Raw genomic sequence first — 8,427 nt, 5'->3', positions numbered from 1 at the left:
ATCCGACCGGTACCGGCAAGACCCGATGGGCGGTGCGTTGGAAGCCAGTCCTCAACGCTTTCGCCATCACGTTCGGTGACCGGTTCCCGGCCGCCGAGAACTACTGAAGATCCGCCGGAAACACCGTTACTGAAACAGACCCTGCTGGCGGCGAGCTCGCAGTCTGCGGCCGATTGTCGCGCCGGGTGACCCCGACCGGGTTCCGCGGATTGATGGGCGCATCGCAGCACTATCGCTGCGAGGTCGTCTTGCACAACATGCCAAGGACGGATTATCGCGCGCTGTCAGGTGACGGCGAATGGTGAGCGGAACAGCCGCTGCGGGTCGATGGTGCGGCGCAGGTCGCGAAGGCGATCGTAGTTGCGGCCGTAGTACAGATGCAGCCGTTGGGCGTCAGGCTCCAGGTAGTTGACGTATCGACCGATGGATTGCGCGGCCACCGCCTGATGGCCTTGCCCAATCCAGGCGTAGGCGTCGTCGGCGGGGGCGTCGATGATCAGCCATTGGATCATCGCGAACGCCCCGCGCCATGGGAACGCGGTCGCCTGCGGGTCCACTCGCGACATCGCCCCGGTCAGCGGGGTGAACTTCACGGTGGCGGGTTTGCCGTGGCGGCGAGCCACGACGGTCAACACCTGCCGCATCGTCTCATCGGACAGGGGAGCGGGCAGGATGTCGCTGCCGATCAGGTGGGTGGCGCGGGTGGCTCGGCCCGCCCGGTCCCGCACGACGTCGAGAAAGGACCGCTGCTCTACCGAGGCGTTCTCCGGTGGGCGGCCAACCGCCGAGATGAGCCGATCGAGTTCGGGCTGCGCGTCGGCGCCGATGGTGAATCCTGCTACCCGCACGGTGCGGTCGGAGGCGAACTGCAGCGTCGACCAGACGTGGTCGGGCGCGATGTGCTGCTGCCATCCTCGGGCGACGGCCAGGGCGTCCTGCCAGGGCCAGTAGGCTGTGAACGAGCCGGTGTCCGCCATAGGAAAACATTTGATGGTGTACCGGGTAACGATGCCCACCTGTCCGCCACCACCACCGCGGCACGCCCACAGCAGTTCAGGTTGCGTGTTCGCGTCGACATGACGGATCAGACCGTCGGCGGTGACCAGCTCGACGCCGGTGACGGCGTCGCAGGTGAGTCCGGCCAGCCGAGCCGCCATCCCGAACCCGCCGCCCAGGGCGATCCCTCCGATGCCCACGGTGCCGCATGATCCGGCTGGAATGCTGACGCCGTGCGCGGCGAGTGCTTCGTAGATCGGCAATAGCCGGGCGCCACCACCGATGGTGGCCGTGCCATTGGTGTAGCTGACGGAGTCGAGCAGACGCAGGTCCACGACGATCGCTTCGGTCGAGGTGGATGCGCCGACGTAGGAATGCCCGCCGCCACGGGCGGTCACGGCCAATCCGAACCGATTGGCGAACCCGACAACCGCCGCCACATCCACGGCCGTCGCGCAGCCGGCCACCGCCGGCGGCCGCACGTGATCGAAGCGCGGATCGTGCAATCGGTGCGCCTGGTCGTATCCGGGATCGCCCGGCCGATGCAGCGTGCCTGACATGGCGGCGGCCAGCGCACGCCAGTCGCTTTCCGTGGCCGAGGTGCGTCGCGCGGCCGCCCCGGTCAGACCCAGCCCGGCGGCCAGCAGCAACCCACGTCTCCGCATAAACGGACATATTACTCAAAGCTGGCGTCGTGGTAATGGATGGCCGTCACCGAAATCAGAGGCGCTCCACGCCGCCGGACGTGATATCGCCGCGGTGGAGCGCTTTCGGTGCGCCAGGTGCGAGCACCTGCTCAGTGTGCCGGTGCGGCTGGTGGCAGTGCCCGCGCAGCCACATTGGACGCTACTAGGCCAACATCAAGTGAATCCCGCGCTGCTTGAGCCCGGCACCTCCCCGGCCTGACAAAGCTGCGCGGTGCACCCGGGGGCGCGCCGGCCGGAGCCGTCAGAATGGAGGCAGATCCTCGCCCATCAGGGCCAGGATGGTGCTCTTCGATCCGCCTTTGACGCCCTGCACGACCACCGTGCCGGAACGGCCGTCCGGCATTTCCAGCGTCAGAGTCTTACCGACCGGGTTCTTGATGCGGGGGGAATCGGCCGCGAGCCGAAAATCGCCCGCCCACGGCGCAATGCCACCTTTACGCGCGGGCTCAGTGAAAAGGGCGGCGGTGCCGGACGCTCTCGTGCCGTCTGCGGACAGCAGCACTGCGGGACTTCGATAGGTAGCCATATGCCCCCACACTACACGGCTTCGGGCCTTGAGGACCGGAGGCGATTGTGCCATGGAGGCTGCGGCGATCCGCTGTGCGTCGTCGCGACCGCCGGCACCGTGGTCACCGGCGCCGTGGACCCGATCGCCGAGGTGGCCCGCGAGCACGGACTGTGGCTCACGTCGACGCATCCTACGCCGGGTTCGCCGCCGGCCACGCCGGGTCGTGGGGCAGCGGCGCGAGGGTCAGGCTCTCACCGGCGAACGGCAGGCCCGGAAACCTTACCTGAGATGGGGATTCACATCGCATGCAATTCCGGCGCAGTCGATCGACTGACGCCTGCGACGCGTGAGGCGAGCCGTGGTCCGCGTGCCGTGCATGCGGACCACGGCTCATCTCGGAGGAGGACGACTCCCGCTGGATACCGATCAGATCCCGGCTCGCGGCTGAGCAGTTGGGACGGCTACCGCTGCACGCCGGTGGGCGATCGGACACACCTGACCTATTGGCGGATCATCTCCTGAGCGGCGGCGCAGCAGATTCCTGCGATTGATCATTTGTCTCTCCCCGAATCGGCCGGGCCGGACGGCCGCGTCGGCGTGCCGCCCGGCCCGTGCTCGAAAATGGTTTAGAGCCGGTCGAGGATCTTTTGCAGCTGCGCGACCTCGGCGGCCTGCGACTGCTCGATGGCCGCCGCGAGGCGCTTGGCGTCCGGGTTGCTGCCGTTCTTGATCTCGTCGCGGGCCATTTGGATGGCGCCGTTGTGATGGGCGATCATCATCCGGGCGAACTGCCGGTCGAAGTCCACGCCCGAGGCGGCCTTGAGCTTGTTCATGTCCTCCTCGGACATCATGCCGGGCATGTCGGTGCCCATGCCGGGCATGTTGTGCCCGCCCGGCATCGCGGACGGCTGGCCCCAGGACTTGAGCCAGCCGGTCATCGTGTCGATCTCCGGCTGCTGCGCGCCCTTGATGGTCGCGGCCAGCGCCTTGAGCTCCGGGTCGCTGGCCCGGCTTGCGGCGAGCTCGGCCATCTCCACGGCTTGCGCGTGGTGCGGGATCATCATCTGAGCGAACTGCACGTCGGCGGTGTTGAAGTTCGCGGTGGCCGGAATGCTGGGCTGGTTGTTGCCGCTGCCGTGGTCCATGCCGGGCATGGAGTCATGGCCGCAGGCCGACAGGCCAAGGGCTGCGACGACAGCTGCGGAAAGCATGACAGTGAAACGGATGCGATTCATGATCTAAAACCTTCCAAGCGGATTTTGGTACGGGAAACGAGCACACGGGCGCGCGAGAACGCACGCCGTGTCCCTCAGTTCCGTGCCACCGCAAGGTCGGCGAGTAAGAGCCCGATCGGCGCGCCCGGCGGTCCGCGCGCAGGAAGGGTCACCCGATCCGGCAGCGCGCGCATATGCCGCTGCCAGGTGCCGGCCCGCGCGGCGAGCAGTGCCGCGACCACGAGGACGGTCAGGCCGCACAGGATGGCCACGCACACCGCGATCGACCCCAGCGGCAACGCAGGTTCGTTCGGCGTGCTGGTTACGCCCTGCCCTGACCCGGCAGATATCGGCAGCGCGTGTTCGGAGTCCACCACGGCCTGCCCGTGCACGCTCGACACCATCTCGTGTGACCCGAAGTGCCCGATGGTATGCATCGTTAACAGGCCCGCGACAACGAGGAAAAGCAGCAGCAGCGCCGGACCCCTCCGCCCTCCGCCGTGCCGCATACCGGTGATGCTACGGCAGCACCATCGTCGTCATCCCCTCACCGGCAGGACGAGCATGTGGTGGCCGAGTGGTGTGGCTGGGATACATGCTCAACGAGGCGGCCACCGCAGCCGTGCACGAATGGGTGCGCTCCGGTTGACCCGGCGTGGCACCCATGCCCGAGATCCTCTCCTCTCATCGGGTCATAGCGCCCCGTCGTGCAACCCCTCGCCTGCGCAGCGGCGTCTGAACCAGCATGAGACCCCTGCGTGTGCTCGTCATCGCCGCGATCGCCGCTGCGGCCGGGCTGGCGCTGCCGGCGCAAGCCGCCGCTGCCTCGTGCGCCGAGAGCCTGCCACCCGCAGCCGCGGTGTTCACCGGCACGATTACGGCCACCGATCACGGCGGCCGCCGCGCCACCGTCAAAACCGACGACGGCGAGATCGTGAGCGTCGTCGGCACACCGAGCCTGGACGCGGTGGCCACCAGGGTGGACCGGATCTACGCGGTGGGCGCCCGTTACGAGTTCCACACCCTCAACGCGTCGTCGCCGTTTGAGGACAACGCCTGCACCAACACTCGGCAGATCAGTGCCGCGGCGGCGATGCCCACCACCTCACGGTCCACCTTGGTCGTGGCATTCGGCGGCGGCGCCATCGTCCTTTCCGGACTTGCTGTGCTGCTGGCAGTGCTGTGGCGGCAGCGCGCCTCCGGCGGCAACCGAGCCGAGCTCGCGACCTGACAAACCCCTGGGCGCACTCGCGGCGACTCGCCATCCTGTGCGTCCCACAGCACGTGCATCACGGCGGCCTCAAGATGGTCGAGGCTCCTTCACGACTCCAATGGTGTCGATTCGCTGATGCAACGTCCTATCAGGAGACCGTCACCGATCGGAGTCGCGTAGTTGGGTGAGGCGGCGTCAGCAGTCGCCTGGCCCAGGCTCTGCTACGAGAGTCCGGGACCGGCGCCTCCTTGAGCGGCGGGACGGATCTGCTCCGGGCTCCCGCCGGACGGAAGCACGTAGAGCTTGCCTTCGCCGGGACGGAGCACGGCCAGGTCGGCCTTGCCGTCGCCGTCGTAGTCGCCCGGCATGGGTATGTCACCCTCGAGACCATAGGCCTGTATGCGTCCAGGCCCTTCGGCGGACGGGCGGATGAACCAGTTGCCCTCGCTCGGGCGGAACACCGCCAGGTCGGTCTTGCCGTCGCCGTCGTAGTCGCCCGGCACCAGGAGGTCGTTTCCGAACCCATGGGGGTGCACCTGCGGAAGGCCCCCGCTTGAGGGCACTATGTACCACGTGCCCTCGGCCGGGCGGAAGATCGCGGGGTCGGTCTTGCCGTCGCCGTCGTAGTCGCCCGGCACCGGCTTGTCCGTCTTCACGCCATGCGCGTGGACCTGCAGCGGACTCCTGCCGGACGGCACCACAAACCACTTGCCGTCGCCTGGACGGAAGATCGCCAGATCGGTCTCTCCATCGCCGTCATAGTCGCCCGGGACCGGCACGTCGGTGGCGCCACCATAGGTGTGCACCTGCTCGCGGCCACTACCGGAGGCAAGGATGACCCACTTGCCTTCGCTCGGACGGAAGACGGCAAGGTCCGTTTTGCGGTCGCCGTCGTAGTCACCCGGCACCGGCCTGTCGGTGTCCCGACCAAACGAAAGCACCTCGTCAGGAGCCCCACCGGAAGCCGTGATGTACCACTTGCCCTCGCTCGGGCGGAACAGCACCAGGTCGGTCTTGCCGTCGCCGTCGCGGTCGCCTGCCACCGAACGCTTTGGCGCATCATGGCCGCCCTCCGCCGACGGTGTTGGCGTCGGGCTTGCCGTGACCCGGTCGCCGGTCGCCGATTGCCTTGGCGCACCGCAGTTTTTGCTGCTGATTCGCTGTGGGCGGCCGGGTGCGACAGTGGTCCGGAGTCCGTCGAAGTAGGCCTGCACAATGATATTGTCGCGACGCTGCTCGTAGTGCAGGTGTGGGCCCGAGCTGTCGCCGGTGCTGCCCACGTTGCCGAGTTGCTGTCCTATCTTGACGGTGGCTCCTACGGTCACCATCGGGGGCCTGATCATGTGGAAGTACTGCGTTTTCCACCCGCCACCATGGTCGATGCTCACGTGGTGGCCCGCGCCGTCCGGGTCCCAGCCGGCGTCGATGACCCGCCCGCCGTAGGAAGCGACAATGGGGGAGTCGTTCGTGCGTCCACCGACCCTGACGAAGTCGACCTTCTCCACCGGACGATGGTTCGATCGGGTGAAGGCCTGCCACTGTTCGCCACAGGGGAAGGGAAGCTGAAACACCGGCCGAGGGCCTGCCGCCGCCGCCGGCACGGCGGCGAAGCTGCAGACGGCAAGCGTCACCGTTGCCGCCGCGACGAGCCGTGAGCTGTACAAACGCATGCCTGTTCCTTGAAATCCGAGGGCTGGCCGCGCCGCAAACGCGCGCCGAATTTCGTGCCCAGGTCGTTGGCGTTGACCTTCAGACAGGCACCTGCGGTTGCTCGCTCCTGACTGGTAACAAAGATCAGGAGGGCACGTTGTTATGGGGTTTGGTCGCTTGAGATCAAAGGGGTCTTATTTGAACTGCCACAGCGGGAAGTAAGGTACTACATCTCGCTAGCGCCCGGTAGGCGTGCACCCGACGGTTAAGCTGTGCGTTTGCTGACAATCTTCAGTTCTCGCACACTGGCACAGCAAAATGGAGCGACATGGCATCCTGGTCGACAAACAGGCGCGACCGGTCCAACGCGCGAGGGCTGTTCCACTACGGGCGCGACCGGAGGACGTGAGTTCGATAGGCCGTCGGGTCAAGCGATAGTTCTAGCCGACTTCGCCTGCGGCCGCGGATCGTGTGCGACTCGCTCTACTGTGGGCAGATGGCGCCCTGAGGGCGCTACGCGCGGTCCGGACCTGTTCACGGACGCATCGACGTGTTGACCCCGTCAGGAAGGTGCCGGGCGATGTCGCGGCGCAGTTTTTCGAGGCGCTGGATCATCAGTGATAGCTCGCCCGCTTGCAGTTTGGCGCGGCGGATCAGCTCCTCCAGGCTGGCCTCGATGGCGTTTACGTTGGCGGCAGCCAAAGGAATCGCCTTTCCGCGGTCACCATCGTTGATCAGGTTAATGTGCGCACGTCTCATGGGCTGCACGATGCCCACCGTCCCGCACCGCGAAACCTGCTTCACCACGTACGGCTGACCTTACGGCGGGTCGACCTGAGCGGGTGGCGTCTGCCGGAAGGGAGGCGGGCGGCAAGCCCGCCAAGATTTGATGTCGTCGTCGCCGCGCGGCACGCCAAGCGCTGGGGTTCGACTCTGTGGATCGAGTGGGCCCGTCACGTGTAGGCGGTCATGACGGCGTTTGGCTGGTCGCCAACTGGTAGAGAGTCTCCATTGTGGAGAGACCGGCCGCGGGCCGGTGGCTGACGAGGTTTGGCTCGTACCGCCCGAGCATGGGCGTGCCGACAGGGCAGAACCCCGCCGATCCGGGCCGGTACGCTGCGGGCTACACGACGGCGTCCGTCATGGGCCAGGCCTATCCCTGGGTCGAGTCTTGGCTGTTGCCGTGGTCGGCGTGGTCGTCGTGGTCGGCGATCGCGCGGCCGGCACGCCGCGTGCAGGCAGCGGAGGTACTCGAAAATGCAAATCAGGGACAGGGTTTTCGTCGTCACCGGTGGGGGCAACGGTATCGGGCGTGAGGTGGTGCTCGCCCTGCTGGCCCGCGGCGGGCGTGTGGCCGCGGTCGATGTGAGCGACGCCGGCCTGGCCGAAACGGCCCGGCTCGCGACTGCTGCTGCCGATGGTGGGCTGACGACGCACCGGGTGGACGTCACGGACCGGGCAGCGGTGGGCGCGTTGCCCGGCGAGGTCGCGGCGGCGCACGGTCAGGTCGACGGGGTGCTCAATGTCGCCGGGATCGCGCAGCGGTTCGCGCGGGTGGACAACCTCGGCTTCGACGAGATCGAACGGGTGGTGGAGGTCAATTTCTGGGGTGTGGTGAACATGTGCAAGGCGTTCCTGCCTACTCTGCTCCAGCGCACCGAAGCCAGCCTGGTCAACGTGTCGAGCATGGGTGCGCTGGTCCCGGTACCGGGTCAAAGTGCTTATTGCGTAAGCAAAGTGGCGGTCAAACTGCTCACCGAGAGCCTGTATGCCGAGCTGCGCGGTACGCCGGTCGCCGTGACCGTCGTGATGCCCGGCGGTGTCAGGACCGAAATTCTCGCTAATTCGGGGGTGAGCTTGGACAATCCCCGCGCGGAGGCCACCGTCGAGCGATTCAAGATTACCAGTGCGGTCGCCGCCGGCCGCCAGATTGTGGACGCGGTTGAGAAGGGTACCTTCCGGGTGCGCATCGGCCCCGACGCCCGGCTGGTCGACTGGTTCTCGCGACTCATGCCGCAGCGGGCGACGATCCTGATCGCCAACCGGATGAGGTCGCTTTTGGACTCCTGACGGTCCGGCGGTGGGCCAACCCACCGCCGCCATTGCCGGTGTTGAAACACTCCTCGAACTCCACACGTC

At 67.1% G+C, this 8,427-nt stretch carries 8 protein-coding genes; 2 read left to right on the top strand and 6 right to left on the bottom strand.

The genetic code is table 11. The features are described 5' to 3' along the window. Nucleotides 1-284 precede the first annotated feature (284 nt). The 4 genes from DM816_RS22510 to DM816_RS22490 all read right to left on the bottom strand — a co-directional run bounded on the left by DM816_RS22510 (nucleotide 285) and on the right by DM816_RS22490 (nucleotide 3,934). Complete coding sequence (locus DM816_RS22510) at nucleotides 285-1,661, bottom strand: FAD-binding oxidoreductase (RefSeq protein ID WP_117212324.1); 1,377 nt, start codon at nucleotides 1,659-1,661, stop codon at nucleotides 285-287. A gap of 283 nt (nucleotides 1,662-1,944) precedes the next feature. Next, on the bottom strand, nucleotides 1,945-2,229 hold the full coding sequence (locus DM816_RS22505) for a hypothetical protein (protein WP_246002126.1): 285 nt from the start codon (nucleotides 2,227-2,229) through the stop codon (nucleotides 1,945-1,947). 608 nt (nucleotides 2,230-2,837) lie between these two features. Then, nucleotides 2,838-3,446, bottom strand: a complete 609-nt coding sequence (locus DM816_RS22495; protein WP_117212321.1) for a DUF305 domain-containing protein — start codon at nucleotides 3,444-3,446, stop codon at nucleotides 2,838-2,840. A gap of 74 nt (nucleotides 3,447-3,520) precedes the next feature. Further along, nucleotides 3,521-3,934 (bottom strand): hypothetical protein, encoded by a 414-nt coding sequence (locus DM816_RS22490; protein WP_117212320.1) that lies wholly within the window; start codon nucleotides 3,932-3,934, stop codon nucleotides 3,521-3,523. Nucleotides 3,935-4,170: 236 nt separating this feature from the next. On the opposite strand from DM816_RS22490, the gene DM816_RS22485 reads away from it, so the two are divergent. Then, the gene (locus DM816_RS22485) at nucleotides 4,171-4,656 is read left to right on the top strand and encodes a hypothetical protein (RefSeq protein ID WP_162907719.1); all 486 of its coding nucleotides are present in this window, start codon (nucleotides 4,171-4,173) and stop codon (nucleotides 4,654-4,656) included. A 203-nt stretch (nucleotides 4,657-4,859) separates the two neighbouring features. Here DM816_RS22485 and DM816_RS22480 read toward each other — a convergent pair whose 3' ends face one another. Both DM816_RS22480 and DM816_RS22475 read right to left on the bottom strand, forming a co-directional pair. Then, entirely contained in the window at nucleotides 4,860-6,308 is a 1,449-nt protein-coding gene (locus DM816_RS22480) for a VCBS repeat domain-containing M23 family metallopeptidase (protein ID WP_117212318.1), read from the bottom strand. Between the two features lie 514 nt (nucleotides 6,309-6,822). Further along, a complete protein-coding gene (locus DM816_RS22475; RefSeq protein ID WP_162907718.1) occupies nucleotides 6,823-7,047 on the bottom strand; it encodes a hypothetical protein in 225 nt (74 codons plus the stop codon). A 498-nt stretch (nucleotides 7,048-7,545) separates the two neighbouring features. On the opposite strand from DM816_RS22475, the gene DM816_RS22470 reads away from it, so the two are divergent. Continuing rightward, entirely contained in the window at nucleotides 7,546-8,358 is an 813-nt protein-coding gene (locus DM816_RS22470) for an SDR family NAD(P)-dependent oxidoreductase (protein WP_117212316.1), read from the top strand. The last annotated feature ends 69 nt before the right edge of the window (nucleotides 8,359-8,427 follow it).

It is taken from the genome of Allorhizocola rhizosphaerae (assembly GCF_003426775.1).
In the GTDB taxonomy this organism is placed as follows: Bacteria; Actinomycetota; Actinomycetes; order Mycobacteriales; family Micromonosporaceae; genus Allorhizocola; species Allorhizocola rhizosphaerae.
Note: the sequence above shows the minus strand (reverse complement) of the source record. Positions and strands in the feature narration are given on the sequence as shown.

What these genes read in the sequence shown, in the direction of transcription:
- DM816_RS22480 (WP_117212318.1), bottom strand. Translation starts at nt 6,308, where the DNA reads ATGCGTTTGTACAGCTCACGGCTCGTCGCGGCGGCAACGGTGACGCTT.
- DM816_RS22490 (WP_117212320.1), bottom strand. Translation starts at nt 3,934, where the DNA reads ATGCGGCACGGCGGAGGGCGGAGGGGTCCGGCGCTGCTGCTGCTTTTC.
- DM816_RS22475 (WP_162907718.1), bottom strand. Translation starts at nt 7,047, where the DNA reads ATGAGACGTGCGCACATTAACCTGATCAACGATGGTGACCGCGGAAAG.
- DM816_RS22510 (WP_117212324.1), bottom strand. Translation starts at nt 1,661, where the DNA reads ATGCGGAGACGTGGGTTGCTGCTGGCCGCCGGGCTGGGTCTGACCGGG.
- DM816_RS22470 (WP_117212316.1), top strand. Translation starts at nt 7,546, where the DNA reads ATGCAAATCAGGGACAGGGTTTTCGTCGTCACCGGTGGGGGCAACGGT.
- DM816_RS22495 (WP_117212321.1), bottom strand. Translation starts at nt 3,446, where the DNA reads ATGAATCGCATCCGTTTCACTGTCATGCTTTCCGCAGCTGTCGTCGCA.
- DM816_RS22505 (WP_246002126.1), bottom strand. Translation starts at nt 2,229, where the DNA reads ATGGCTACCTATCGAAGTCCCGCAGTGCTGCTGTCCGCAGACGGCACG.
- DM816_RS22485 (WP_162907719.1), top strand. Translation starts at nt 4,171, where the DNA reads ATGAGACCCCTGCGTGTGCTCGTCATCGCCGCGATCGCCGCTGCGGCC.